Source organism: Pontibacillus sp. ABV4_188, from assembly GCF_056311905.1.
Genome location: NZ_CM149975.1, coordinates 2,219,949 through 2,244,278, shown reverse-complemented (window position 1 = coordinate 2,244,278; position 24,330 = coordinate 2,219,949). Strand labels below are relative to the sequence as shown.

At 40.1% G+C, this 24,330-nt stretch carries 27 protein-coding genes; 23 read left to right on the top strand and 4 right to left on the bottom strand.

From position 1 onward, the window contains the following. Positions 1-97: 97 nt before the first annotated feature. A complete protein-coding gene (locus ACYX4O_RS11535; protein ID WP_476351024.1) occupies positions 98-1,717 on the top strand; it encodes a M20/M25/M40 family metallo-hydrolase in 1,620 nt (539 codons plus the stop codon). Positions 1,718-1,801: 84 nt separating this feature from the next. On the opposite strand, the gene ACYX4O_RS11530 is transcribed toward ACYX4O_RS11535, so the two are convergent. Further along, on the bottom strand, positions 1,802-3,340 hold the full coding sequence (locus tag ACYX4O_RS11530; protein ID WP_476351022.1) for an AbgT family transporter: 1,539 nt from the start codon (positions 3,338-3,340) through the stop codon (positions 1,802-1,804). A 495-nt stretch (positions 3,341-3,835) separates the two neighbouring features. Between ACYX4O_RS11530 and ACYX4O_RS11525 the strand changes: the two genes are divergently transcribed. The 3 genes from ACYX4O_RS11525 to ACYX4O_RS11515 all read left to right on the top strand — a co-directional run bounded on the left by ACYX4O_RS11525 (position 3,836) and on the right by ACYX4O_RS11515 (position 7,085). Further along, positions 3,836-4,798, top strand: a complete 963-nt coding sequence (locus ACYX4O_RS11525) for an MBL fold metallo-hydrolase (RefSeq protein WP_476351020.1) — start codon at positions 3,836-3,838, stop codon at positions 4,796-4,798. Positions 4,799-4,807: 9 nt separating this feature from the next. Continuing rightward, a complete protein-coding gene (locus ACYX4O_RS11520) occupies positions 4,808-5,599 on the top strand; it encodes an SDR family NAD(P)-dependent oxidoreductase (protein ID WP_476351018.1) in 792 nt (263 codons plus the stop codon). A gap of 223 nt (positions 5,600-5,822) precedes the next feature. Continuing rightward, positions 5,823-7,085 carry a Y-family DNA polymerase gene (locus ACYX4O_RS11515; protein WP_476357097.1) on the top strand — a complete coding sequence of 421 codons (1,263 nt, stop codon included), beginning with the start codon at positions 5,823-5,825 and terminating at the stop codon, positions 7,083-7,085. A 155-nt stretch (positions 7,086-7,240) separates the two neighbouring features. Here ACYX4O_RS11515 and ACYX4O_RS11510 read toward each other — a convergent pair whose 3' ends face one another. Next, a complete protein-coding gene (locus ACYX4O_RS11510; protein WP_476351016.1) occupies positions 7,241-7,486 on the bottom strand; it encodes an HPr family phosphocarrier protein in 246 nt (81 codons plus the stop codon). Positions 7,487-7,696: 210 nt separating this feature from the next. On the opposite strand from ACYX4O_RS11510, the gene ACYX4O_RS11505 reads away from it, so the two are divergent. Both ACYX4O_RS11505 and ACYX4O_RS11500 read left to right on the top strand, forming a co-directional pair. Next, on the top strand, positions 7,697-8,035 hold the full coding sequence (locus ACYX4O_RS11505; RefSeq protein ID WP_476351014.1) for an iron-sulfur cluster biosynthesis family protein: 339 nt from the start codon (positions 7,697-7,699) through the stop codon (positions 8,033-8,035). Further along, complete coding sequence (locus ACYX4O_RS11500; protein WP_476351012.1) at positions 8,028-8,261, top strand: YqkE family protein; 234 nt, start codon at positions 8,028-8,030, stop codon at positions 8,259-8,261. The genes ACYX4O_RS11505 and ACYX4O_RS11500 overlap by 8 nt, the downstream gene beginning before the upstream one ends. A 169-nt stretch (positions 8,262-8,430) precedes the next feature. Here the strand turns inward: ACYX4O_RS11500 and ACYX4O_RS11495 are convergent, their stop codons facing one another. Then, entirely contained in the window at positions 8,431-8,547 is a 117-nt protein-coding gene (locus tag ACYX4O_RS11495; protein WP_255687396.1) for a putative holin-like toxin, read from the bottom strand. A 687-nt stretch (positions 8,548-9,234) separates the two neighbouring features. Here ACYX4O_RS11495 and ACYX4O_RS11490 point away from each other — a divergent pair. Then, on the top strand, positions 9,235-10,686 hold the full coding sequence (locus ACYX4O_RS11490) for an aldehyde dehydrogenase family protein (RefSeq protein WP_476351010.1): 1,452 nt from the start codon (positions 9,235-9,237) through the stop codon (positions 10,684-10,686). Positions 10,687-10,782: 96 nt separating this feature from the next. Here ACYX4O_RS11490 and ACYX4O_RS11485 read toward each other — a convergent pair whose 3' ends face one another. Continuing rightward, positions 10,783-11,703: an aldo/keto reductase gene (locus ACYX4O_RS11485; RefSeq protein ID WP_476351008.1), complete on the bottom strand. Its 921-nt coding sequence runs from the start codon at positions 11,701-11,703 to the stop codon at positions 10,783-10,785. A 137-nt stretch (positions 11,704-11,840) separates the two neighbouring features. Here ACYX4O_RS11485 and ACYX4O_RS11480 point away from each other — a divergent pair, with 137 nt between their 5' ends. From ACYX4O_RS11480 to spoVAC, 16 genes are all read left to right on the top strand, one after another. After that, positions 11,841-12,389, top strand: coding sequence for an NUDIX domain-containing protein (locus ACYX4O_RS11480; RefSeq protein ID WP_476351006.1), 549 nt, complete (start codon positions 11,841-11,843; stop codon positions 12,387-12,389). Continuing rightward, positions 12,389-13,543 (top strand): endonuclease Q family protein, encoded by a 1,155-nt coding sequence (locus ACYX4O_RS11475; RefSeq protein ID WP_476351004.1) that lies wholly within the window; start codon positions 12,389-12,391, stop codon positions 13,541-13,543. Before ACYX4O_RS11480 ends, ACYX4O_RS11475 begins: the two co-directional genes overlap by 1 nt. Positions 13,544-13,633: 90 nt before the next feature. Further along, entirely contained in the window at positions 13,634-14,275 is a 642-nt protein-coding gene (spoIIM, locus tag ACYX4O_RS11470; RefSeq protein WP_476351002.1) for a stage II sporulation protein M, read from the top strand. 109 nt (positions 14,276-14,384) lie between these two features. Further along, positions 14,385-14,837 carry a ferric iron uptake transcriptional regulator gene (gene fur / locus ACYX4O_RS11465; protein ID WP_188650436.1) on the top strand — a complete coding sequence of 151 codons (453 nt, stop codon included), beginning with the start codon at positions 14,385-14,387 and terminating at the stop codon, positions 14,835-14,837. Between the two features lie 264 nt (positions 14,838-15,101). Further along, positions 15,102-15,317 carry a YqzK family protein gene (locus ACYX4O_RS11460; protein ID WP_036779586.1) on the top strand — a complete coding sequence of 72 codons (216 nt, stop codon included), beginning with the start codon at positions 15,102-15,104 and terminating at the stop codon, positions 15,315-15,317. 6 nt (positions 15,318-15,323) lie between these two features. Further along, positions 15,324-16,211, top strand: a complete 888-nt coding sequence (xerD, locus tag ACYX4O_RS11455; protein WP_476350999.1) for a site-specific tyrosine recombinase XerD — start codon at positions 15,324-15,326, stop codon at positions 16,209-16,211. 100 nt (positions 16,212-16,311) lie between these two features. Next, a complete protein-coding gene (gene deoB, locus ACYX4O_RS11450) occupies positions 16,312-17,487 on the top strand; it encodes a phosphopentomutase (RefSeq protein ID WP_476350997.1) in 1,176 nt (391 codons plus the stop codon). Between the two features lie 15 nt (positions 17,488-17,502). After that, the gene (locus ACYX4O_RS11445; RefSeq protein ID WP_476350995.1) at positions 17,503-18,318 is read left to right on the top strand and encodes a purine-nucleoside phosphorylase; all 816 of its coding nucleotides are present in this window, start codon (positions 17,503-17,505) and stop codon (positions 18,316-18,318) included. 30 nt (positions 18,319-18,348) lie between these two features. Further along, entirely contained in the window at positions 18,349-19,659 is a 1,311-nt protein-coding gene (locus ACYX4O_RS11440) for a pyrimidine-nucleoside phosphorylase (protein ID WP_476350993.1), read from the top strand. A gap of 212 nt (positions 19,660-19,871) precedes the next feature. Further along, the gene (locus ACYX4O_RS11435; protein ID WP_476350991.1) at positions 19,872-21,038 is read left to right on the top strand and encodes a D-alanyl-D-alanine carboxypeptidase family protein; all 1,167 of its coding nucleotides are present in this window, start codon (positions 19,872-19,874) and stop codon (positions 21,036-21,038) included. Between the two features lie 104 nt (positions 21,039-21,142). Further along, positions 21,143-21,496: an anti-sigma F factor antagonist gene (gene spoIIAA / locus ACYX4O_RS11430; RefSeq protein WP_036779570.1), complete on the top strand. Its 354-nt coding sequence runs from the start codon at positions 21,143-21,145 to the stop codon at positions 21,494-21,496. After that, positions 21,496-21,936 carry an anti-sigma F factor gene (spoIIAB, locus tag ACYX4O_RS11425; protein WP_476350989.1) on the top strand — a complete coding sequence of 147 codons (441 nt, stop codon included), beginning with the start codon at positions 21,496-21,498 and terminating at the stop codon, positions 21,934-21,936. Before spoIIAA ends, spoIIAB begins: the two co-directional genes overlap by 1 nt. Positions 21,937-21,948: 12 nt before the next feature. Beyond that, the gene (gene sigF, locus ACYX4O_RS11420) at positions 21,949-22,704 is read left to right on the top strand and encodes an RNA polymerase sporulation sigma factor SigF (RefSeq protein ID WP_188650423.1); all 756 of its coding nucleotides are present in this window, start codon (positions 21,949-21,951) and stop codon (positions 22,702-22,704) included. Between the two features lie 128 nt (positions 22,705-22,832). After that, positions 22,833-23,462, top strand: a complete 630-nt coding sequence (locus ACYX4O_RS11415; RefSeq protein ID WP_476350986.1) for a stage V sporulation protein AA — start codon at positions 22,833-22,835, stop codon at positions 23,460-23,462. Further along, positions 23,443-23,859, top strand: a complete 417-nt coding sequence (locus tag ACYX4O_RS11410; RefSeq protein WP_476357095.1) for a stage V sporulation protein AB — start codon at positions 23,443-23,445, stop codon at positions 23,857-23,859. The genes ACYX4O_RS11415 and ACYX4O_RS11410 overlap by 20 nt, the downstream gene beginning before the upstream one ends. Positions 23,860-23,869: 10 nt before the next feature. Next, positions 23,870-24,328 (top strand): stage V sporulation protein AC, encoded by a 459-nt coding sequence (gene spoVAC, locus ACYX4O_RS11405; RefSeq protein WP_476350984.1) that lies wholly within the window; start codon positions 23,870-23,872, stop codon positions 24,326-24,328. The last annotated feature ends 2 nt before the right edge of the window (positions 24,329-24,330 follow it).

Here is a 24,330-nt window from a genome sequence, read left to right as displayed (position 1 = left end):
GTCAATTTAGTTTCTGTTAAAGAATGTATTATGATAAGATTGCGTAAATATCTGAATAGTGAATAATTTTTTGCCCGAGTGGGGAAGGAGTGGGATCATGTCAGATTGGAAATCAAAGCAGCAGCTTGTTGATCTACTCTGTCAATTAGTTGAGTATCCAAGTATTACTGGTAGTGAAGCAGAAATAGCCCTCGCTGAGCATATCCACCAGCGTTTTATGGAAAAACCTTATTTCAAAGAACACCCAAATCATGTAAAGCTCCATCCTTTACCAGACGGTCGACAATTAGTGACGGCACTTGTAAAACAAGACAATATGCAAGATACAGTCATTTTACTAAGCCACTTTGATGTAGTAGGGGTAGATGATTTCGGGTCTAAAAAACCTTTAGCTTTCTATCCGCGCGGTTTAACGGAAGAATATGAGCGAATGCAAGGTGAGCTTCCGGAAGCTATTCAACAAGATATAAAGAATGGTGAATGGCTTTTTGGCCGGGGGATCATGGATATGAAAGCCGGGATCGCTCTGCATATGTCAATGCTTGAGCGTGCAATGGAGGGAGAGTTTAAAGGGAACGTACTCCTTTTAACCGTTCCGGATGAGGAGGTTAACTCATTAGGAATGCTTCAGGCGTTACCAGCACTTCAAGAAATTCAGAAACAAGAGAATTTGAATTATAAAGCGTGTCTCAATGGAGAGCCAATGTTTAGTCAGTATCCTGGTGATCCACGTCAATATGTGTATTCAGGGTCTATTGGAAAGCTCCTTCCTGGCTTCTTGTGTTATGGAAAGGAGACACATGTTGGAGAGCCCTTCGCAGGATTAAACGCAAACTTAATGGTGAGTTACCTCGCTCAAGAATTGGAATTAAATGAAGCTTTTATTGAAACAGTAGGTGAGGAAACAACTCCCCCTCCTATATCTTTAATGCAGCGGGATTTAAAAGATGAATATTCTGTTCAGACTCCTCAAGCGGCTGTGGCCATGTACAATGTTCTTTACTTAAAGCAGTCAACCAAGGACATCCATAATAAGCTGCTAGAAGCCGCCCATCGGGCAAGTGGTCAAACAAGTGAGCATTTTAACTCTAAAGCACGAGCATTCTTACAACAGAAACCAGGGATTCACATACCAGAAAGGCCTGTTCGAGTTTTTACGTATGAAGAATTATATGATGAGGCGGTGGAGCGTTTTGGGGAAGAAGAAGTAGAGAGAAGAAGGAACCTTCTTATTAGTCAAAGAGATAAAGGGGACCGGGAGTTTTCAACTTTATTAGTTCAAGAACTTGCTTCACTATGTAAGGATCTAGCACCCATGATTGTGTTGTTTTATAGCCCTCCGTTTTACCCATCTGTGTCTTCAAAAGAAGATAAGTATATCAAAGACACTCTTCAGCATGTAAAGGACTACACAGAAGACAAATTCAAAATAAAGTTAGAAGAAGTGGAATTCTTCCCTGGATTATCAGATCTTAGCTTTATAGGGCCTCCAACTTCTGAGACTAAATTAAATACACTCCTTGAAAATATGCCTTTACATGGTAATGGGTTCGAATTATCAAATGAACGGTTATCGATGTTAAGAATGCCTATTCTAAATGTAGGTCCAAGAGGGAAGGACCCTCATCAGTGGTCTGAGCGATTGGAGCTATCGTACAGCTTTGAACAATTACCAGAGATTATATCTGAAACCATTCATACTTTATTGAAATCATAATATAGGTGTTTTACAGGATCGGTCTTTCATCTACTGTTCCATATAAAAAGTCCAGCTCAATTTATTGAGCTGGACTTTTGTGTTTTATTTCCACATATCTCCGTCAAAGTAAATACCAGTGTCTGGTCCGATTGGAATACCAACAACAACCCAAATGATAAGCATGATTAGCCAAGCAATAAAGAAGGCGATGGAGTATGGAAGCATTGTAGAAATTAGGGTTCCAATACCGACGCGTTTGTCATACTTTTGAGCAAAGGCAATTACAATTGCGAAATACGTCATAAGTGGTGAAATAACGTTCGTTGTGGAATCCGCAATACGGTAAATTAAAGTCGTGAATTCTGGGCTGTATCCGATACGCATCATAATAGGTACGAATACAGGTGCCATAATGGCCCACTTTGCAGATGCACTTCCCATAACAAGGTTAATGAGAGAAGCAACAATAATAAATAGGATGACAACGCGGAAATCATTAATTCCTGTGCTATCTAAAAATTCGGCACCTTTAATGGCTAAGATGCGTCCAAGGTTTGTTTTTGCAAAGAATCCAACAAACTGGGCAGCGAAGAAGGATAGAACAATGAATGAGCCCATCGTTTCCATTGTTTCGTTTAACTGATTTGCGACATCTTTATCGTTTTTAATATTCTTCGTAACAATTCCGTATACCAGGCCAGGGATAAAGAATGCCAAGAAGATGCTTGGAACAAGATTGAAGAAGAATGGTGACATCAGAATATCTTCGTTATTTCGAAGTGGTGACCACTCAAATGCAATCAGTAAAGATAATAAGCCTAACGTAACAAGAAGAGATAGGAACGAAAGAATAAGACCTTTTTTCTCTGCTTTTGTTAAGTAATTAATTTCTTCTTCCACTTCCCCTTGGTAATTGCCAAGGCGAGGTTCAACAAATCGGTTTGTTACCCATGTGCCGACTACTGTTAGTAGAACGACAGAACCTACCATGAAGAAGTAGTTCATTGTGTATTGAATTTGACCAGCGTACTCAGGGAAAGCAGAGTTTTTAACAGCTTCAATCGTTAAATCAGCAAGTAAAGGATCTAGAGCTGTTAATGATAAGTTCGCACTAAAACCTGCAGACACACCGGCGAATGCTGCTGCTAGTCCTGCTAATGGATGGCGTCCTAGTCCTGCATATAGCACAGCACCTAAAGGAACAAGAACAACGTAACCAGCATCAGCTGCCATGCTTGACATAATACCAGCAAATACTAGTGCAGCTGTAATCATAGAACTTGGTACAGATGTAACAAGGCCGCGAAGCATAGCGCTAATAAGTCCAGAGCGTTCTGCAACACCAATACCAAGCATTGTTACTAGTACCGTTCCAAGCGGCGCGAAACCTGTGAAGTTCGTTACAAAGTTCTCAAATATATACTGAATTCCCTCTGAAGACATTAAGTTGAAGACAGTAACAGTTTCACCTTTAATAGGGTCTTCTACCGTCACGCCAATGGCTGCCATGATTCCTGAGACTACAATAATTAGCCCTGCTAATATAGCAAAAAGTGTTGCTGGATGGGGAAGTTTATTTCCGACTCGCTCGATGACATCGAGGGCCTTAGTTACCCAACCGCGTTTTTGAGTATCCTCCATAGTTGGATCTCCCTTTCTTTTTCTTGTGATTTTTCAAACAATTTATTTTATCGTTTTGAGTACTAAAGAAGTATAGATAAACTTATGTCTGATTTAAAGGGTTATTGTAAAATGCGCAATTTGTCGAATGTTCATAAAAATCAAAATAATACGTACTCCCATTTTTATGTAAAGGACTCTTTCCACTCCATGTGAACATGATAAGGTTACCCCTCACATTCTTTATTGCATCAAAGCGTTAGTGTGATGGCTGGAGGCCGTTAGTTAGTGGTGCATGCTTTTTCTTTCCTTATCGTACTGGTATGGACAGAGGGATGCGGATAATTAAGTAGTTAAAAGAAAAATATTTTTTTTACTTTTTTTCTGTTAGCTGTTTTATTGTTTCAAAAAGAAGAGCTGTTCATTCCCTTTTTCCTCCAAGTTCATGACAAATTTGGGTGAAAGGGGTACAATAGAAGAAAAACTGAATGAACATTCAGTGTGTGGGGGTTCTTTATGGTTCGAACATCAGATAAAATTTATCAGCTCTCAATTCCAACGCCTTTCGCAGTAGGCGATGTTCATACGTATTTATTAAAAGGGGAATTGCTAACTTTAGTTGATGCAGGGGTCAAAACAGAAGAAGCTTGGAACGCGCTAGAGTCACAATTGGGTTCTCTCGGCTACAGTCCGAAAGATATCAATCAAATTGTTCTCACGCACCATCACCCTGATCACATCGGGTTAGTTGATCGCTTTGACCATTTGGAAGGGGTTTATGGGCATGAAGATAATAGGAATTGGCTTGAAAGAGATGAAGCATTTCTTTCTCGATTCCAAACCTTTTTCCATACGCTATATAAACAGTTTGGTGTAGATCAATCTTATGAAGCGTTCTTTAAGCATTTGCGAGATCCACTTAAGTATGTAGCCAAAGGGACTTTAACCCGGTCTCTTCAAGAAGGTGATTGTATACCGGGACATTCAGATTGGGTTTGTCTTGAAACACCAGGTCATGCAGAGAGTCACTTATCTTTTTACCGGTCTGCTGATCAGTCTATGATGTCCGGGGATCACTTGTTATATCACATCTCCTCTAACCCTTTGTTAGAGCCACCCCGGAAGCCTGGGGGAGAACGGCCTCGTCCGCTTGTCACGTATCAAAAGACACTTAAAAGGTGTCTACATATGGATATAGGAGAAGTTTATCCTGGTCACGGTCCAATTTTTTCCTATCCGAACGAGCTTATTAGGGAGCGTTTAAATAAGCAACAGTACCGTTCTGATAAGGTCTATCACATGCTAGAAGGAGGTCCTCTTACCCCGTTTCAAGTGTGCAAACAATTATTCCCAAAACATATTAAGAAACAGTTTGGTTTAACCATGTCTGAAACGGTAGGGCAACTTGATATTCTGGAAGAAGAAGGTCGTGTTCGTGTACACTTAGAAGATGGGATCTATTATTATGAAGCAAAATAGGTGATACATGTGACAAACACGCTAAACAGCAAGAAAGTTATTATTACTGGCGCCTCAAGTGGGATAGGCGAACGTATAGCTTGGCATGTGGCTAAGCAGGGGGGAGTTCCTATCCTACTAGCCCGCCGAGGAGAACGATTGAAACAAATTGTCGAACAGATAGAAAAGGATACAGGTGTCATAGGGTATACGTATTCATGTGATTTATCTGACCGGGCAGACATTAATAGAGCATTTCATGCAATTAAGGAAACGTTAGGAGATGTCGATGCTTTAATTAACAATGCTGGCTTTGGCATTTTTGATTCTGTAGAGGCAACAGAACTTGATCAATACGAATCAATGTTTCAAGTCAACGTGCTAGGTTTGATTCAATGCGTGAAAGCAATCCTTCCTTCTTTCATTGCTCGGGGAGGTCACATTATAAACATCGCTTCTCAAGCCGGAAAGATGTCCACTCCTAAAGCATCAGGTTATGCAGCCTCAAAACATGCAGTATTAGGATTTACGAACGCTTTACGGTTGGAAGTGAAGTCTAAAGGAGTTTATGTAACAGGAGTAAACCTTGGCCCTGTGCGTACAAACTTCTTCGACCAAGCAGACCCTGAAGGAAACTATCAAAAATCCGTAGAACGATTTATGTTAGACCCTGACACCGTAGCACAAAAAGTAGTTAAGCACTTATTTACCTCTAAACGAGAGATTAACCTTCCCTCATGGATGGAAGCTGGCTCTAAGCTATACCAACTCATGCCCGGCCTTACAGAGAAACTCATGCGTAAACAATTCGAGAAGAAGTAAATCCTCACATCACGTGAGGATTTTTTTATGGAATGAACTGTGTCTGTGGGGGATCAAGAAAGGATGATGAAGGCTCGAGACTGAGGCATGTTAGTGCGGGCGGGATGTCGAAAAAAGGAAAACATCACCACTTGAAAAAGGGAACGAACATTCGCATAATAAGAGTAACAAATAACGCGAACAAACATTCGGTTTCGTAATAGGAGGACCTCGTATGAATGCGATGATCGATTATCAATCGTTTCCAAAGCGTAGTATTTTGTGTGTGGATATGAAGAGTTTCTATGCCAGTTGTGCTGCTATAATGAAAGGATTAGATCCAATGAAGGTACATCTGGCGGTGGTGGCAGATTTGAAACGGCCGGGGAGTGTAGTGCTGGCAGCTTCTCCAGCCCTAAAAAAAGACTTTGGTATTAAAACAGGGAGCCGGTTATTTGAAATTCCAGATGATCCTAGAATCCACTTAGTCTCTGCTCAGATGAGGCTTTATTTGCATATCTCAACAGAAATCACACGACTTTTTAATCGCTATGTGCCAAAGGAAGCTATTCATACGTATAGTGTGGACGAAAGTTTTCTCGACGTAACGGGAACGGAGCGATTATGGGGAGATGCAGAGGAAGTAGCTCGAATGATTCAAAAAGAGTTGTTTGAAACATTTCACCTTCAGTGTGCGATCGGTATTGGTCCAAACATGCTTCTTTCAAAGCTATGCCTGGATTTAGAAGCAAAGAAAACAGGAGTAGCTCATTGGGGGTATGAAGATGTAAAGAAAAAGTTGTGGCCAGTCTCTCCTTTAAGTGAAATGTGGGGAATTGGATCTCGGATGGAGAAGCGACTCAATCGATTAGGAATTACAACTGTCGGGCAGCTTGCTACTTTTTCTTTAGAGCAACTTGAGAAGCGATTTGGTGTAATGGGAAATCAACTTTATTATCACGCCAATGGGGTAGATCTGTCTGAGCTTGGTGCACCGATTATGCAAGGGCAGATCAGCTTTGGGAAAAGTCAAATTCTCATGAGAGATTATCCAGATCCGAAAGAAGTTCGTTACGTAATCTTGGAAATGTGTGAAGAAGTAGCAAAGCGAGCACGTGCTTACCGTAAAGCTGGTCGAACAGTTAGTCTTGGGCTCGGGTATAGTAAAGATGAAGGGGGTGGGGGATTTCATCGTTCAAAATCCATTGACTCTCCCACTAATATTACGACGGAAATGTATGATGTGTGTATGCAGTTGTTTAACGAGTTTTATTCACATCAGACAGTTCGCAAAATTTCCATAAGTCTTTCAAACATTACGGAAGATGAAGCCATGCAGCTTAGCTTATTTGAGCAAGATCGTGATAAAAAGAGGGACCTTGGTTATGTTATGGATGAGATTCGGAACAAGTATGGAAACGACGCTCTTTTACGAGCAGTTTCTTACACTAAAGCCGGTACAGCTAAGCATCGCAGTAAGCTTGTAGGCGGCCATTTTGCGGAGTAGCCAAGAGGCTCATGGGGAGTGTTCACTGAAACGTGTAACTCATTCAATAAAAGACTCTGTCAAAAAACTGCCCCGTAAAAAAGAAGTGGCCCTAAATGGGAGTGCTGATGAATGGCACACCAATAAGGGTCACTTTTGTTTAATCAATTATTTAATTATGCTTCTTTAAACAATTCTTTTTCAATAAGAGATTGTTTAATTGCTTCTTCGTTAGTTCCTTGGACATCGAGTTCAACGGATTGACCTGGTTGTAAGGATACAGCTAACACCCCAAGTAGACTTTTAGCATCCACTACCCAATGGTCTTTTTTTAATAGTACCGTATCTTCGAACTCACTTATGGTAGTAACGAAAAGACTTGCCGACTCTGCAAAGATTGGTTTTTGCACTTGCAACTTCATCTTTATCTCCTCCTGAAATCTTTTCTGTTTCGATATCATAATTATGCATTTCATACGCTATACCCTTCTTCCTGGAAGAAATATTCGTATTTTGTATAGTACGCACAAAATTTAAATCAAGGATATAGGCGATTTATACAGAACAATCGAAACTCTTGCTCAACATGTTATGATTTTATAAGATAAAAAGAGACAAGAGGTGGTATTAAAATGAAATTAACAATAATGGACGAAGCACTAGAACAGTTACGATTATTACAAATAGAAGGTCATCCTATCTTACGTCTTTATTATGATATAGAAGGTTGTGGGTGCGGAGTAAATGGCGTGCGCATTATGTATTTCACAAATGAAACAACACAATATGATGAAGTGGTAGAGAATGACCAGTACAAAATTGTTATAGACGAACAACAAAAAACCTTTTTCGAACCAGAGATGAAGCTAGAATGGACAGGGCGTTTGTTCCGTTTAAAGAGTCCGAACCAAATGCTAAATGCCTCGTTATCATCTAGAGTTATTCAAAAAGGAGTGGAGTTTGTTGAGTAAGAAAAGGCAGAGACAAGAAGAAGAAGGTACATTGAAAGATCTGCTTCAAGATGATCTTGTTAAGCAGCTTCAATCTAAAAAAGCTGATTTAAAGAAGCAAGAAGAAAAGCGGAAAGAAGAAGAAAAACAAAAGCGAATTGAGGAACGGAAACAACGTGAAGCGAACAAAAGCTTTGAAGAGTTACTGAACGATAGCAATCTTGATTGGAAAAGTTTTAAAAAGTAACCGGTAAATACGTGTTTCCATTCTGTAAAGATGTGGTATTATAAGAGTAGAAAGCATATAATAAAAACGACCACAGCTGCAACTGTGGTCGTATGATCTACGTTCTCTCTACTTAAGAGGATCGGCCCATATGAATAGACCTCTCCTGCATAAACGTGTGAAGGGAGGTCTATTTTTTATGCTTTAATAACTCTGTCACGATTTTCACAACAAAGCTAAGAAGCGAAAGGACGAACATACCAAATGAAAACATCACCATGATGACTTGATATGCGTCGATAGGCATCACCCCCTTTCGGATAGGGGTTAGCCGACCACCCTTTTCATATAGAGAGACGAGATCTTTCCTAATTATACCATACATGCGGTGTTTGTCGTTAGTACATAAGAACGCTAGTGGTTTCCTTTGAAGTGGGTCAAAGGAACGAACCCTACCTTTACAATTGCTGAGTTGACTCTTCTGCATAAGACCTCAGCTGAAAGAGGGCCGTTACATTTGATGAGTGCTTGGGCTGGCTCGGGGACAACTCGCTTTCCTGCGGGGAGCTGGGAAGCCTCCTCAAACGCTTCGCTCTCTGCGGGGTCTTCCCTAGGCTCCTTTTCCCGCGGGAGTCTCGCAGTCCCCGAGCCAACCCTGGCTTTAAAGAGGTGAACGGCCCCGCTGTTTGCATTAGGAGGTCTGATGTCACCTTTTATAGCATGTTTTCGTTCATTCCCATATGGCAAAGGTGGGCCTGGAAACTGCGAGACTCCCGTGGGCAGAAGAGCCTAGGTGAGACCCCGGAGCCCGGCTTTGCCGGGTGAGGAGGCTCACCAGCTCCCCACAGGAAAGCGAGTGGTTTCCAGGCCCACCTTACGCTCAATTTAAGTTAACGAAAACATTCTCTCAAAAGGATGAATAGGCTCAAAATGGTTTTAATTCGAGGGAAAATGGATAAACCAAGAGAGCAATCTATTTTGAGGAGGCAATACAATGACAGCATCATTTACTCAACAATATATAAATGGAACATGGAAACAAGGTTCTAGTGAAAAGACAGTACAAAATTATAATCCATATTCAAACAAGTTAATTCATACGATTCAATCGGCTAATGAAGATGATTTAAATGAGGCGTACGACTATGCGGAGAAAGCGCAATCGGGTTGGGCGGCCTTAAAGCCTGGGGAGATACAAGCTTATTTTGATCGTTTGCTTAAGATTATGAATGATCGAAAAGAAGAGATCGTCGAATGGCTTGTTAAAGAATCCGGAAGTACAAAAATTAAATCACAAGTGGAATTTCAAGCGGCTCTTGCGATTGTGAAGGAAGCCAGTTCTTTTCCGACTCGTATGGAAGGCACTATTCTTCCGTCGAATGTCCCAGGTAAAGACAACTATGTTCACCGTTCTGCAAAAGGGGTAATCGGTGTAATTGGACCATGGAACTTCCCGTTCCACTTAGCGCTTCGCTCTATTGCGCCAGCCATTGCAACGGGGAATACGGTTGTGGTAAAACCAGCTTCTGATACACCAGTCACATCTGGTACATTAATCGCCGACTTGTTCCATGAAGCAGGGTTTCCAGAAGGTGTTATTAATGTAGTAGTGGGACGAGGTTCTGAAATTGGCGATGCATTCGTTGAACATTCAACTCCAAAACTAATTTCCTTTACAGGGTCCACTGAAGTAGGTAGTCATATTGGGGAGTTAGCAGGTAAACATTTAAAAGACACAGCTTTAGAGTTAGGCGGAAATAATGCAATGCTCGTGTTAAAGGATGCTGATATTGACCAGGCTGTTCAAGCGGCTGCATTCGGTAAATTCTTGCATCAAGGGCAAATATGTATGTCACTAAATCGTATCCTTATTCATGAGGGTATATATGATAAGTTTACAGAAGCCTTTAAGAATAAGGTAGAGAGTCTAAAAGCAGGAGACCCTGCTGATGATGATACAGTAGTTGGTCCTGTGATTAATAAGGAAGCTGTGGAGCGGATCCAACAAGACGTTGATGAAAGTGTGAATCAGGGAGCACGAAAATTACTAGGAGGTAAGGTGGAAGGTAACCTTATGCATCCAGTGGTGTTATCTAACGTGACGAATGATATGCCAATTGCTAAGAATGAGATTTTTGGCCCAGTGGCTGCACTGATTAAGGTGAAAGACGAAGAAGAAGCAATCCAGATTGCGAACGATTCACCTTATGGCTTAAGCGGCTCAATCTTTACAACGGATCGATACCGAGGAATTGAAGTGGCCAAGCGTATTGAGACAGGGATGATTCATATTAATGACCAATCCGTTAATGATGAAGGTCACGTGGCCTTCGGTGGGGAGAAACAATCTGGAATTGGCCGGTTCGGTGGTGAATGGGCTATAGATAAATTTACAACTGTTAAATGGATTAGTGTTCAATCTGAATACAGGGAATATCCTTTTTAAATAAACAAGAATATAATAAGACTAAGGTACACGCTTACTGACAAAGAAGCTCCTCACACAATGTGAGGAGCTTTTTGCAATAGAATGGTTTTTTGGTTAGCGGTGTTTCTGATAAACGATTGGTCGTGTAATTTGTTGAAGTTGCGCATATACATCTTCTGTTAAAGGAGGAGCTTCTAACATAGAAAGGTTTCGCTCTAATTGTTCAGGGGAACTTGCTCCAAACACAGCAGTGGAAACAGTAGGATCCTGTAAGACGTATTGTAAAGCTAACGCTTGTAACGAGCGCTCTTCAGAAGAATGACCTAATAAATGTTCGACCATATGTTTCACTTCTTCTTGAGAGTAGGATAAGTAGCCTTCTTGTGCTTTTTCTTGAACTTTGTCGAGGCCATTATTACTAAGCATTCCTTTAGCCAAAGGACCTCTAGCCAAGACGCTAATTTGATTTTCGTTTAGCAAATCCAGGATTTCTTCTTCCGGGCGCCTGTCTAATAGGCTGTATTGCATCATAACACTCACAATATTTGAACGCTTAACATATTCACGGATCACGTTCGGTCGGATAGAAGAGATTCCATAGTAACGGACGAGCCCTTCCTGGACCAATTCGTCAAATGCGGCTATCGTTTCGTCAATTGGGTCATCAATCGTTCCACCGTGCAACTGATAAAGATCAATATAATCTGTACCTAAACGTTGTAAGCTATTTTTCACTGCTTCTTTAATGTAGGATTTTGAAGGGTCCCAATACCAATCTTCTTTGTCTCGGTCAAAGTGGTTGCCCCCCTTTGTTCCTAAAATAACTTCATCTCTTCTTCCTTTTATAGCTTTACCGACAATTTCTTCATTACGACCGAAGTTGTATAAGTCTGCCGTATCTAAATAATTAATCCCTGCATCTAGGGCGCGATTGACAATGTCTGTTGCTTTCTTTTCATCTGTTCCTAAAGTCATGCAACCTAATCCGATTTCTGATACCATCAAATTAGAAGAACCTAGTTGTCGTTTATTCAAAATCTATCATCCTTTCTGACTAAGGTAGTTTCATTTTAAAATGGTTCTTTAGAAGACTCAACTGTTACACCTTTTCCCTAAAATAGGGGAAGTTAAAATAAGCAATACACTTACAACTCTTGAGAGGAGCTACATTGATGAAAAAATTCGAAGAAAAAACCGTACATACTGAATCAATCTATAAAGGGAAGGTAATTTCTCTTCAGGTGGATGATGTTTCATTGCCCGACGGGAATACATCAAAAAGAGAACTCATCAAACACCCTGGTGCTGTGGCGATTATTCCTATTACCCCAGAAGGGAAAATGGTCTTTGTTGAGCAATACCGGAAAGCGTTGGAGCGGTCAGTGGTAGAGATACCGGCTGGAAAACTAGAGCCAGGGGAAAATCCTGATGAGACAGCAAAAAGGGAGTTAGAAGAAGAGACGGGATATACTACTGAATCCCTTGAATTTGTTACCTCATTCTCTACATCACCTGGGTTTGCAGATGAAATCGTTCATTTATATCTCGCTAAAGATTTGAAGAAAGCAGAGAACAGATTAGATGGAGATGACGATGAATTTGTAGAGTTGATAGAAGCATCATTACAAGAAGCGGAAGCGATGGAAAAGGAACAAAGAATTTGGGATGCAAAAACAGCTTATGCCCTTCTTTATGTGAAGCTAGAAGGTTTAATGTGGTAATGCGGACGTATTTTGCAGATCTTCATGTTCATATTGGAAGAACGATTTACGGAGATCCGGTTAAAATTACTGCATCTGATCAATTGACTCTTACAAATATTGTGGATCATGCTGCCTACCAAAAAGGCTTAGACATGGTAGGGGTAATAGACAGTCATGTACCTAATGTCCAGTCAGAAATCCTTCGCCTTATAGAAGAAGGAAAGGCGGTGGAGCTCCCAGAAGGTGGTATTCGTTATGGTCCTTTAACTCTTCTTTTAGGTTGTGAAGTGGAGGTGTACGATGAGAATTGTCAGGGGCCAATCCATGTTTTATGTTATTTTCCAACCATGGAAGCTATACAACGCTTCACGGTTTGGTTTAGCGAACGAGTTACGAATATAACGTTAAGTTCCCAGCGGATGTATGGAACAGCGCGCGACCTTCAGAATTATGTGAAAGCTGAAGGGGGCGTATTTATTCCTGCCCACATTTTTACTCCTTTTAAAAGTTTATATGGGAAAGGGGTTATAGAGTCTCTTAAGGAAGTACTTGATCCCCGATTGATTGATGGTGTTGAACTTGGTTTAAGTGCAGATAGTTCGATGGCAGGAGGGATTGAAGAGCTTTCTCCGTATCCTTTTTTGACAAATTCAGACGCCCATTCGCTTCCTAAGATCGCTCGAGAGTACCAAAGCATTAAAATGGAACAATGTACGTTTGAAGAATTACTGCTCTCCCTTCACGAACAGCAGGGGAGAAGAATAGTTGCTAATTATGGAATGAATCCTCTGCTTGGCAAATATTACACTACTGTTTGTCTTACGTGCTTAAAAGACCCTGAGAATTGTAAATGTGATGAGGCGTCTGTAGTGAAAGGTGTGGCGGACCGGATTGGTGAGTTGAAGAAGGGGGAGGGGCATTCGAGAAAAAGGCCTCCCTACATTCCTCAAATTCCACTAGAGTATTTACCGAAATTAGGTCCAAAAACGCTGGAGAAGTTATTGAAAGCCTTTGGTACAGAAATGAATATTCTCCATTATTGTTCTAAGGAAGAGTTAGAAACGATTGTGCCATCCTCACTAGCGTATACAATTGTACAAAACCGTTCAGGGCATGTGGCGGTTGAAGCAGGTGGTGGAGGTACGTACGGAAGAATAAAGAAAAAGAGATAGAAAAGTATCTCTCTTACTTGGTCTATATTAAGAGAATCCTTCATAGAATACCTAATAACTAGAACAGATCGCTAGAAATGGAGGATTCTCATGTACGCCAAAGGACACGCCGCCTCTCAACACGTTCGTGAAAATGCTAGTATATACGTATTTACTAGCTTGTTATTTTTAATAGGCATCGTTTTTGGAGCTGTCATTGTAAATAGTATGAACGTCATTCAAAAGCAGGATTTGTTTTTTTATCTTGATCAATTCTTTGAACAAATGATGGGTGGGACGGTAAGTGATTCTCAAAGTCTTTTAAAGAGTAGTTTCTTTTACCATATGAAATACTTGCTACTCATTTTCATTCTTGGTATGTCAGTGATCGGTATGCCGATTATTTGGATTTTGCTGTTTATGAAAGGAATTGTCGTAGGATTTTCAGTGGGGTTTCTAGTTAATCAAATGGGGTGGAAAGGGTTGTTCATGGCAGCGGCTTCGATTGCCCCCCAAAATTTGATTATCATTCCTGTCTATATTATGGCAGGTAGCATTGCGATGATTTTTTCATTTACATTACTTCAAAAGCTCATGGCAAAGAAGGGGCATCAGCCGTTATTGCCGCCTTTAATGAGGTACGGAGCAATATTTGTTATCTTGTTTGGGGTGTTAAGCATTGCATCGATCATAGAGTCCTATGTATCGCCTGGAGCGTTGAAGGCTGTAGTAGAATTTATTTATGGATCTTAAAATTTTTAGATGATAACCATTCTAATTAATAGATTGTAATTTTTATAATTTGACACTTTCTCTATATCTCCTTATAATGAAAGTTGGATATACGAGGGAGGGACCAGTCATGGAACAACGCATAGAGAAAATAAAAAAACAGCTCCATTCCCAGAGCTACAAGCTAACGCCGCAGCGTGAAGCAACGGTTCGTGTTTTGCTCGAACATGAAGAGGACCACTTAAGTGCAGAAGACGTTTACCTCCTCGTAAAAGAAAAAGCACCTGAAATAGGGCTTGCTACGGTTTATCGTACATTAGAATTATTATCTGAATTAAAGATCGTCGATAAAATCAACTTTGGAGATGGAGTCTCTCGCTACGACTTGCGTAAAGAAGGGGCAGAACATTTTCACCACCATCTTGTTTGTGTGGAATGCGGTGCTGTTGAAGAAATTGAAGAAGACCTGCTGATCGATGTAGAGAAACAGGTTGAAAGTGATTGGGGTTTCCAAGTTAAGGACCACAGACTTACGTTTCACGGCATCTGTAAGAAATGCCAGGTTGTAACAGTAAAATCATAATGTGTGAATGCCTTTTTTCCTATTGGAAGAAAGGTTTTTTATTTGTAATTCCAAGGAAAATGATCATTACCGTTCTAATCCATCGTCGATTCGCCTATTCTCTCATATAAAACATGCCAATCCGTTTATTTCTATTTACAAATGAAAAGAAATCGGTTACTTTTATCATGTGTTTCTCTTTTTTTCACTAGATTTCTCGTATATTTTACCGAAATTCTGGCATATCTTGTACTAAAGGACATAAGCGCTAAAGGAGATGTGCGGATGCGTTTAGTACAACTAATAAAAGATACAATAAAAATCTTTGTGATTTTTACAGCGTGTACTTTATTATTTTATTTTGGTTTGCGTATGATGAATGATGAGTACGAACAGATTCATCGTTATGATGAGCCTGAGGGTAAAGCTGTTAAAGTATTTCAGTGGGAAGAAGAACAAATTGTAGATCGGTTATCGATCTTTTTCCGGTTAGGGGAGTAATGGTTTATGGAAGATGAGCGTAAAGATTTCCTTCATTATTTAAAGATTGAACGAGGGTTGTCTCACAATACCCTTATGTCTTACGAAAGAGACCTTACTCAGTATGTTACCTTTTTGCAAAAAAATACTGAGGTTTCAAACGTTCGTATGATTACCCGCACGCATATTATGCAGTATCTGCACCATTTAAATGATCTTAACCGTTCACAGTCTACTATTGCTCGTACGCTTTCTTCTATTAGGGCTTTCCATCAATTTCTTGTACGTGAACAGCTAGCTCAGTCAGATCCTAGCTTACATATTGAAACACCGAAGAAAGAGAGGAAACTTCCGAAAATTTTATCTATGAAGGAAGTAGATGCTTTGCTGGCTATGGACGCGCAAGATGCTTTATCGATTCGAAATAAAGCTATGTTAGAAATGCTTTACGCTACAGGTCTACGAGTTACAGAACTAGTATCTCTAAAAGTAAGCGACCTACATTTGACGATGGGGTTTGTGCGATGCTTAGGGAAAGGTTCAAAAGAGAGAATTATTCCGCTTGGTAACATGGCTAAAAATTCGGTGGAAATCTATTTATCTAGTTCGAGGTCTGAACTCGTAAAGCAAAACCAAACAGATGAATTGTTTGTTAATCATCATGGCCGCCCATTATCTAGACAGGGATTCTGGAAGATATTGAAAGCGGTTGCGAAAGATGTCGGTGTTGAGAAAGAAATTACACCCCATACATTGCGTCATTCTTTTGCTACGCACTTATTAGAGAATGGAGCAGATCTTCGAGCTGTACAGGAGATGCTTGGACATGCTGATATTTCTACTACACAAATTTATACGCATGTGTCAAAAGCGAGATTAACAGACATTTACCGCTCTTATCATCCAAGAGCGTAATTTTTTCCAAAAAATTGATGTCTGACATCATACCACTCTTCATGAACTGCATAGTTTTGTTCATTAAGGGAATGTAAACTTTATAGGAGGGATCGAATTAATGGAACAATATAAACGTGTATTTTTAATCGTATTAGACTCGGTAGGGATTGGTGAAGCCCCAGATGCAGAACAATTTAATGATAAGGGCGCTGATACGTTAGGACATATTGCTGAGCATATGAAGGGACTTAATATGCCGAATATGGGCAAGCTCGGTCTTAGCAACATCCGTCCTCTTCAGGGGATCGACCCAGCAGACAAGCCGCTGGCTCATTACACGAAGATGCAGGAAGCTTCTAATGGGAAAGATACAATGACAGGGCATTGGGAGATTATGGGCCTTTACATTGATACCCCGTTCAGAACATTTGAGGAATTTCCAAAGGAATTGATCGATGAGATTGAAGAGCGAAGTGGACGTAAAGTTATTGGAAACAAACCCGCTTCAGGTACAGCCATCCTAGACGAATTAGGACCTGAGCATGTAGAAACAGGTTCTCTTATTGTTTATACATCCGCAGATTCTGTAATTCAGATTGCTGCTCACGAAGAAGTAGTACCTGTTAAAGAACTTTACGAAATCTGTGAAATGGTACGTGAATTAACGAAAGATGAGAAATATATGATTGGTCGTGTTATTGCTCGTCCATTTGTAGGTGAAGAAGGCAATTTCGAACGAACCTCTAATCGTCATGATTACGCGCTAAAGCCATTCGGCCGTACTGTGATGAATGAGATGAAAGATGAAAACTATGACGTAATTGCTCTGGGTAAAATCTCCGATATCTACGATGGAGAAGGTGTTACAGAAGAGATTCGTACCAAAGATAACATGGATGGCATGGACAAATTGGTTCAATCCATGGATAAGGACTTTACTGGATTAAATTTCTTAAACCTTGTTGATTTTGATGCGAAATATGGACACCGTCGTGATCCGGAAGGGTACGGTCAAGCTCTAGAAGCATTTGACCAACGCCTACCAGAAGTACTAGACAAACTAAAAGAAGATGATTTATTACTCATCACAGCGGATCATGGTAATGACCCAGTACACCATGGCACAGATCATACGCGAGAGTTAGTCCCACTACTTGTTTATAACAAGCAGTTTGAGGAAGGTAAAGAGTTACCTCTACGTGAAACATTCTCTGATATTGGTGCTACAGTTGCAGAGAACTTTAACATTAAAATGCCTGAACACGGTAAGAGTTTCTTAAACGATCTAAAGTAAGGGGAGGACCTACACATGAACGCAGTACAAACTAAAGAAGCAGCACAATTTATTGAACAAAAGTTATCCCAACAGCCGACTGTTGGGATGATCCTTGGATCTGGCCTTGGCGTATTAGCAGACGAAATTGAGGATGCTGTAACCATTCCTTATGGTGATATCCCTCATTTTCCTCAATCGACAGTAGCTGGACATAAAGGTCAATTGGTGATTGGACAGCTTGAAGGCAAGCAAGTGATTGCGATGCAAGGACGCTTCCACTATTACGAAGGTTATAATATGAAGCAAGTGACGTTCCCGGTTCGCGTCATGAAACAACTTGGCGTTGAATCGTTATTTGTTACAAACGCCGCAGGTGGAATTAATGAAAGCTTTAAACCAGGAGATCTTATGATTATTACAGATCATATTAATAATATGGGGGACAATCCACTTATTGGTAAGAACGATGATGAACTTGGTGCTCGTTTTCCAGATATGTCAAAAGCTTATGATGTAGAGCTTACAAATCATGCGAAAGCTTGTGCAGATCGACTTGGTCTTAAAGTGCAAGAAGGTGTATATGTAGGAAACACTGGACCTTCTTACGAAACAGGCGCAGAAGTGCGCATGCTACGTACAATGGGTGGAGATGCTGTTGGTATGTCAACTGTGCCAGAAGTAATTGTAGCAAATCATGCTGGAATGGATGTACTTGGTATTTCTTGTATTTCTAACATGGCAGCTGGTATATTGGATCAACCTTTAACACACGATGAGGTAATTGAAACAACACAACAAGTGCGTCAGGACTTTTTAAACTTTGTTAAAGAACTTACAAAATCACTCTAAATGTGAAGACGATACTGGGGGAATATAAACATGAGAATGTACGATATTATTGCTAAAAAACGTGATGGACAAGCGCTAACAACAGAAGAAATCACTTATTTCATTGAAGGATACACGAAAGGTGAAATCCCTGACTACCAGGCAAGCGCCCTTTGCATGGCAATCTTTTTCCAAGATATGAACGATGAAGAACGTGCTAACCTGACGATGGAAATGGTGAAGAGTGGGGATACAATTGACCTATCTGCTATTGAAGGAGTTAAAGTTGATAAGCACTCTACTGGTGGTGTAGGAGATACAACAACCCTAATTTTAGGACCTCTTGTGGCATCACTTGATGTTCCTGTTGCAAAGATGAGTGGACGTGGCTTGGGTCATACAGGTGGTACAATCGATAAACTTGAAGCGGTACCAGGGTTCCACGTAGAGATTGATAAAAGTGAATTTATTGAGCTTGTTAACAAAAACAAAGTTTCTGTAATTGGTCAAACAGGTAACTTAACACCTGCTGATAAGAAGCTTTATGGTCTGCGTGACGTAACGGCTACCGTTAACTCCATTCCTTTAATTGCAAGTTCGATCATGAGTAAGAAAATTGCTGCTGGTGCAGACGCGATTGTATTAGATGTTAAAACAGGTGCTGGAGCATTCATGAAGAGCTTAGAGGATTCGAAGGCTTTAGCAGAAGCTATGGTAGCAATCGGAAATCGTGTAGGTCGTAATACGATGGCTGTTATTTCTGATATGAGCCAGCCTCTTGGGCGTGCAATCGGGAATGCGCTAGAAGTAAATGAAGCGATCGACACACTTAAAGGAAACGGTCCAGAAGACCTTACAGAACTTTGCCTGACTCTAGGTAGTCAAATGGTTGTATTAGCAGGTAAGGCTGCTACCTTAGATGAAGCACGTGAGAAACTTCAAGAGAACATGAACAACGGAAAAGCCCTTGAGAAGTTTGCAACGTTCTTACAATCTCAAGGTGGAGATGAGCGTGTCGTTGAAGATCCAAGTGTTATGAAAGAAGCTTCTTATAAGGTTGAGCTTGAGGCTAAAGAAGCAGGGTTTGTAGAAGAAATCGTAGCAGATGAACTTGGTACAGCGGCAATGATGCTTGGTGCTGGTCGTGCAACGAAAGAATCCGAAATTGACTTAGCAGTAGGTCTTTACTTAAATAAAAAAGTGGGCGATTATGTAGAAGAGGGAGAATCACTTCTTACTATACATTCAAACCAACAGGATGTAGAAGACGTAAAACAAAAGCTTTACGAGAATATCACAATCACAACGAATAAAGTAGAAGCTCCAACTCTTATTCATGATATGGTAACAGAAAATAAATAAGACTCATTCTTAAACTAGCTCAATGTTGAGTGCACTTATATCAAGTGCCTTAGCATTGAGCTTTTTTTATATGCTAGATCGCTTTAAAGGACTAAATGGTGCCAGGCACCATTTAGTTCTTTAAAAGGGTGAAGTAAAGATTTTTTGGTTTTGTTGTTATATATTCTGTTCTCTTGGAAAAAATAGCTAACATAAAGATTGGAGGGACCTCTATGAAAAAAATAGGTGTCTGGTTCATTTTGATGACAATGATAATGACAATGTTTGCACCTGTCTCTAATGCGAAAGAGGAGTCAGGTCCGGAATTGGTAGAAAGTGCAAAGTCAGCCATTCTGTTAGAGCGTGATACAGGTGAGATTCTTTATGAGAAAAACTCAGGAGAGTCACTTCCTCCTGCTAGCATGACAAAAATTATGACGATGATTCTTATAATGGAAGCTTTAGATGAAGGGAAGCTAAAGTTAAGCGAAAAAGTACGTGCAAGTGAATATGCTGCATCTATGGGAGGATCGCAAATTTTCCTTGAGCCTGGTGAAGAAATGACAGTAGAAGAACTCCTGAAAGGTGTCGCTGTGGCCTCTGGGAACGATGCTTCTGTTGCGTTAGCAGAGAGGATTGCTGGTAGCGAAGCGGCATTTGTGAAGCAAATGAACCAAAAGGTCAAAGAACTAGGTCTTACAGATACAAAATTTCAAAATACTACTGGCTTACCAGCTAGTGATCATTACAGTACCGCCCATGATATGGCTGTGATGTCTAAAGAATTGTTAAAGCACGAACAAATTACTAAATACACAAGTATTTATGAAGATTACTTAAGAAAAGGTACAGATAACGAGTTCTGGCTTGTGAATACGAACAAACTTGTTAAATTTTATACTGGTGTAGATGGCTTGAAAACGGGCTTCACACGAGAAGCAATGTATTGTCTAACAGCAACGGCGAAGAAAGACGATATGAGAGTCATTGCAGTAGTTATGGGAGCAGAAACTCCGAAAGATAGAAATGCTGATATATCAGCTATGCTTGACTATGCATTTAATCATTATGAAACAGAGTCATTATATGAACGTCATCAACCAGTCGATACACTTAAAAATATACGAGCGGCTAAAGCGAAAGTTGATGTAGTAACAAGTGAATCTGTGTCTGTATTAAAGAAAAAAGGTCAAAAAATCGAGAACGTAGATGAAAAATTGGTGTATAACAAGGATTTAGCGTTACCGATTCAAAAAGGTGAAACAGTAGGGACACTTACGATTACAAGTAATGGTAAACCCTTATCTAAAACGAACGTAGTTGTAAATGAAACGGTTGAAAAAGCAGGAGTTTGGACGTTATTTAAGCGCTCTATGAGTGAAATGGTGAAACAACGCTAAATATAAGACCTTTACTCGAACCAAGACTAGTTTTGTCATGGAGCAGGAAATAGGCATAAAAAAGAAGAAAGACTCATTAACCCATTAACAAGGAGGAAATACCAGTGAGTCTTTCAGTTCACTTTGAAACTAAACAGCACGTCTTATTGGTTCGCTTATCTGGTGAGCTCGATCATCATGAAGCAGAAAATTTACGCAACGACTGGCAGGACATCTTATCAAAGCAGAATCTAAAGCACGTGATTCTAAACCTAGAAGCGCTAAGCTTTATGGATAGCTCAGGATTAGGTGTCATTTTAGGAAGATATAAAGAGGTTAAGCAACAAGGTGGCGAGATGGTGGTTTGTTCTATCTCTCCTGCTGTTCAGAGATTGTTTGAAATGTCGGGGTTGTTTAAAATTATTCGTTTAGAAGAAAACGAAGCGTTTGCACTTGAAACGTTGGGGGTGGCTTCCTAATGAAGAATGAAATGCATATCCAATTCTCTGCCTTAAGTGAGAATGAATCATTCGCACGTGTAACGGTTGCGGCTTTTATTACACAACTAGATCCAACAATGGATGAGCTTACAGAAATTAAAACAGTAGTTTCTGAAGCGGTTACGAATGCTATTATTCACGGTTATGATGGCTATCGGGAAGGGTTGGTTCATATTGATTGTGAAATAGAAGAAGGAACGGTTTCTATCTCGATTTGGGATGAAGGGATGGGAATTGAAAATGTAGATGAAGCCAAACAACCTCTATATACATCAAAACCGGAGTTAGAACGTTCTGGGATGGGGTTTACAATTATGGAGAACTTTATGGACGAAGTGGATATCACATCAATTCCTGACAAAGGCACGACAGTTCGGTTGGTTAAGCACCTAAAAAAAAGCAAAACCTTATGTAATTAAGGGGTCATGCGTATGGATGTGGAATTAAAACAAAATAAAAAACATGAACAATTATCGGATCAAGAAGTTAAAGCGTATATTGCATTAAGTCAACAAGGTGATCAGGAGTCGAGGAATATCCTTGTTGAGAAGAATATGCGTTTAGTATGGTCGGTTGTACAGCGATTTTTAAATCGGGGTTATGATCCAGATGATTTGTTTCAGATCGGTTGTATTGGTTTGTTAAAGTCGGTAGATAAATTTGATCTCTCCTATGATGTTAAGTTTTCCACTTATGCAGTTCCGATGATTATCGGTGAAATCCAGCGTTTTATACGTGATGATGGCAGTGTAAAAGTTAGTCGAAGCTTAAAAGAAACAGGGAATAAAATAAGGAAGAAAAAAGATGAACTGACCAAAGTCTATGGGCGCGCTCCTACTGTTCAGGAACTAGCCAAAGAATTAGATATTTCGGCAGAAGATGTTGTGTTAGCTCAGGAGGCTTCAAAAGCTCCGCATTCCATCCACGAAACAGTATATGAAAACGACGGTGATCCGATTACCCTGCTTGATCAAATTGCAGACCAGGATACAAAATGGTTTGATAAGATGGCTTTAGAAGAGGCGATTCGATCCTTAGACGAACGAGAACGCTTAATCATTTACTTACGATATTTCAAAGATCAGACACAATCAGATGTGGCTGAAAGGCTTGGTATATCCCAAGTACAAGTCTCAAGGCTTGAGAAGAAAATTTTAGCTTTTATAAAAAATCAAATGAACGAGTAAAAAGGTGTTTCCTCATCATGAGGAAACACCTTTTTACTTGCTCTCATTTTACATAACATGTAAACGCATGATTCTAGTGAGAGAAACTCATACTAATTATAAATAATTCTTGTTAAGGAGGGTGGAAGATGAGCGAGGTTGTTTATATCAGGTTGAGGCAAAAAATAAACGGATATCCACATCAGGTTATTTACTTATCTGATATAGCGCTCATTTCTGCTAGTAAGAAGTTAACTGAACAGCTAAACCGCGTGGTGATCCACACTGTTTCGAAACAAGATAAGAATATAGTCATTATTGATGTGTTTCGAGTCATTTATGAACTAAGTCAAACGTTCAAAGATGCCGAATTTCAACCTATGGGGCCAAATCAAACCATTGTCATGATCCCATCTAAACGAAAGAAACCTGCTTTTTTATATGTCATTTTAATTTGGTTGTTATTGTTCATTGGTGCTGGCATGGCAATTATGAATTTTCATTTTGACGTTAGCATGGAGGAAGTGCACCAACATCTGCATTTTTTGCTGACGGGTGATCAATTAAAACACCCGCTATGGCTTCAAATTCCATACTCTGTCGGGTTAGGTGTAGGAATGATTCTGTTCTTTAACCACTTGTTTAAGAAGCGGATTAATGAAGAGCCAAGCCCACTTGAAATTGAGATGCACAAATATCAGCAGGATCTCGATCAGTATGTATCTTATCACGAAAACCAAATCAATCAGGACTACAAGAATCATGACTCAACTGATTGAACTATTTATAGGATTAGCAGGAGGGCTTGCGGTAGGAGCGGGGTTTGTTGCTTTCTTGACGGTACTTGGTATTATTCCTCGACTCATTCAGTTAAGTAAAAGTTCCAGATATACCAAATGTTATGAAGCAAGCGTTGTACTTGGGGTGTTAATGGGAACGTTTTTAACATTTAATGATGTCCCTTTTAGCTTTCCGGATCTACTAAGTTCTGTTTGGGGGTTGTTCCACGGAGTGTTTATAGGGATGTTAGCAGCTGCGCTTACAGAAGTTTTGAATGTTTTTCCAATATTAGCAAGGCGTATCGGATTAGAGCGAAGCCTACTATGGTTTTTAATGGCGATCGTGTTAGGCAAAATAACAGGATCATTGTTTCAATGGACGATTTTCGTTAAATAATGAGGTGACTATGATGAGTGAAAAGTTTAATCAGGAGCAATATAACAAAACGATTAAAGAATACCAACCTAAACCGCCGCTGTTTGGGAATTGTATGAAGGCTTTCTTAGTGGGTGGACTTATTTGTGCATTCGGCCAAGTGCTGACGGAACTCTACATGAACGTTATGGATATTAGCGAGAAGGAAGCTGGAAATTACACGGTAACAACGTTGATCCTAATCGCTTCATTGCTAACGGGTTTTGGCGTTTATGATAAAATTGGACAGTTTGCAGGTGCGGGATCAGCAGTTCCTGTTACTGGATTTGCTAATTCAATCACAAGTGCAGCTCTTGAACACAAAAGTGAAGGAATCGTGCTTGGGATTGCAACGAATATGTTTAAATTAGCTGGTTCGGTCATCGTTTTTGGGGTTGTGGCAGCTTATGTAGTAGGTATTATCCGATACCTTATTAAGCTCATTATTTAGGA

Bases quoted from the DNA above. Each gene is read 5' to 3' on its own strand.
- spoIIAB (WP_476350989.1), top strand. From the start codon at position 21,496: ATGAAGAATGAAATGCATATCCAATTCTCTGCCTTAAGTGAGAATGAA.
- spoVAC (WP_476350984.1), top strand. From the start codon at position 23,870: ATGATGAGTGAAAAGTTTAATCAGGAGCAATATAACAAAACGATTAAA.
- ACYX4O_RS11525 (WP_476351020.1), top strand. From the start codon at position 3,836: ATGGTTCGAACATCAGATAAAATTTATCAGCTCTCAATTCCAACGCCT.
- ACYX4O_RS11415 (WP_476350986.1), top strand. From the start codon at position 22,833: ATGAGCGAGGTTGTTTATATCAGGTTGAGGCAAAAAATAAACGGATAT.
- spoIIM (WP_476351002.1), top strand. From the start codon at position 13,634: ATGTACGCCAAAGGACACGCCGCCTCTCAACACGTTCGTGAAAATGCT.
- ACYX4O_RS11480 (WP_476351006.1), top strand. From the start codon at position 11,841: ATGAAAAAATTCGAAGAAAAAACCGTACATACTGAATCAATCTATAAA.
- ACYX4O_RS11435 (WP_476350991.1), top strand. From the start codon at position 19,872: ATGAAAAAAATAGGTGTCTGGTTCATTTTGATGACAATGATAATGACA.
- ACYX4O_RS11515 (WP_476357097.1), top strand. From the start codon at position 5,823: ATGATCGATTATCAATCGTTTCCAAAGCGTAGTATTTTGTGTGTGGAT.
- ACYX4O_RS11460 (WP_036779586.1), top strand. From the start codon at position 15,102: ATGCGTTTAGTACAACTAATAAAAGATACAATAAAAATCTTTGTGATT.
- ACYX4O_RS11490 (WP_476351010.1), top strand. From the start codon at position 9,235: ATGACAGCATCATTTACTCAACAATATATAAATGGAACATGGAAACAA.
- ACYX4O_RS11535 (WP_476351024.1), top strand. From the start codon at position 98: ATGTCAGATTGGAAATCAAAGCAGCAGCTTGTTGATCTACTCTGTCAA.
- ACYX4O_RS11445 (WP_476350995.1), top strand. From the start codon at position 17,503: ATGAACGCAGTACAAACTAAAGAAGCAGCACAATTTATTGAACAAAAG.
- ACYX4O_RS11475 (WP_476351004.1), top strand. From the start codon at position 12,389: ATGCGGACGTATTTTGCAGATCTTCATGTTCATATTGGAAGAACGATT.
- ACYX4O_RS11510 (WP_476351016.1), bottom strand. From the start codon at position 7,486: ATGAAGTTGCAAGTGCAAAAACCAATCTTTGCAGAGTCGGCAAGTCTT.
- ACYX4O_RS11530 (WP_476351022.1), bottom strand. From the start codon at position 3,340: ATGGAGGATACTCAAAAACGCGGTTGGGTAACTAAGGCCCTCGATGTC.
- ACYX4O_RS11495 (WP_255687396.1), bottom strand. From the start codon at position 8,547: ATGCCTATCGACGCATATCAAGTCATCATGGTGATGTTTTCATTTGGT.
- ACYX4O_RS11505 (WP_476351014.1), top strand. From the start codon at position 7,697: ATGAAATTAACAATAATGGACGAAGCACTAGAACAGTTACGATTATTA.
- xerD (WP_476350999.1), top strand. From the start codon at position 15,324: ATGGAAGATGAGCGTAAAGATTTCCTTCATTATTTAAAGATTGAACGA.
- fur (WP_188650436.1), top strand. From the start codon at position 14,385: ATGGAACAACGCATAGAGAAAATAAAAAAACAGCTCCATTCCCAGAGC.
- ACYX4O_RS11440 (WP_476350993.1), top strand. From the start codon at position 18,349: ATGAGAATGTACGATATTATTGCTAAAAAACGTGATGGACAAGCGCTA.
- sigF (WP_188650423.1), top strand. From the start codon at position 21,949: ATGGATGTGGAATTAAAACAAAATAAAAAACATGAACAATTATCGGAT.
- deoB (WP_476350997.1), top strand. From the start codon at position 16,312: ATGGAACAATATAAACGTGTATTTTTAATCGTATTAGACTCGGTAGGG.